This is a genomic window from Photobacterium japonica, from assembly GCF_050337005.1.
In the GTDB taxonomy this organism is placed as follows: domain Bacteria; phylum Pseudomonadota; class Gammaproteobacteria; order Enterobacterales; family Vibrionaceae; genus Photobacterium; species Photobacterium japonica.
This window is the reverse complement of the sequence record NZ_JAKJSN010000131.1, coordinates 1-922: the sequence shown is the minus strand read 5'-3', so window position 1 is coordinate 922 and position 922 is coordinate 1. Positions and strand designations below refer to the sequence as shown.

Sequence of the window (922 nt, the reverse complement as noted above, 5' to 3'; positions counted from 1 at the left end):
AACTAGTAATACGGTTAGTATAAATATCATACTTATCGTAAAGCTAGCTACAAGGACCTCATCTTTTTGATTTAAATTCTTTGATATAAAATAATTTGCTAATCCAAGTTCAAATACGGTAGCAATTATCAATATAGAACTATAGAAATATAAAACTTCGCTTGAGACCAAAGAGGTTGTATTATTAATTAAGTATATGTTTACACCGAAAGCTAAAATTGCAGCAAAAACATTACCACTTAGAACTTTACTTAGGTTTTTTACTATTTCATTTAGCATCATATAGCTTGCAAGTAGTAAGAATAATCGAAGAAAAGAAAGCAAATATTGGGCTGAAGTATCCGATATAAAGTGTCGCAGGAAGAATAAGAATAGCCAATGGGTTGATTTTATTTACATGTTGGTTTTTAAAATTAACCTTTGACAATAGTGAATAAAACACGACAAAACTCCCAATCAAGCCAAATTTTAAAACATGAAATCCTATAAATCCGTGAGGACTATAAAATTTATTATTGGCTATATCTGATAGAGAAAAATCTGCTTGTGTTAAGTTATATACTATTTCTTGTGGTAATGAAAATGTACCAAGCCAGCCTTTACCAAATATCAGATAGAATGAAGATACCCAATTTTCAATATTGAATATTGCTATGTATTCGTGAGTTCTTACCGAACTAGATTGATCATGATTTAAATCGGAAGAAACAAAAAACATGAACTTCTCAGTAAGCATTCTCCATGTGTCAGGTAAGTAAATTGATATATAATTTAAAGCTGTAACCAATCCGAAGAATGCAAAAACTATTGTAGCTTTTGGTATAAAGAAAGAACTAAATCTTGAGTTATATGTTTTGGAAAAACTCAATCTAAAATAGATGATAAAATTTAACACTAATAATAGTTGCTCACCCCTTGTAAT

2 protein-coding genes are annotated in these 922 nt (G+C 29.2%); both read right to left on the bottom strand.

All coding sequences use genetic code 11. The annotated features are described in order from the left end of the window. Positions 1–282 (bottom strand): hypothetical protein (locus L4C36_RS23785; RefSeq protein ID WP_428480216.1); only part of this gene is annotated, 282 nt, incomplete at its 3' end. Continuing rightward, positions 269–922 (bottom strand): hypothetical protein (locus L4C36_RS23780; protein ID WP_428480215.1); only part of this gene is annotated, 654 nt, incomplete at its 5' end. The genes L4C36_RS23785 and L4C36_RS23780, both read right to left, overlap by 14 nt.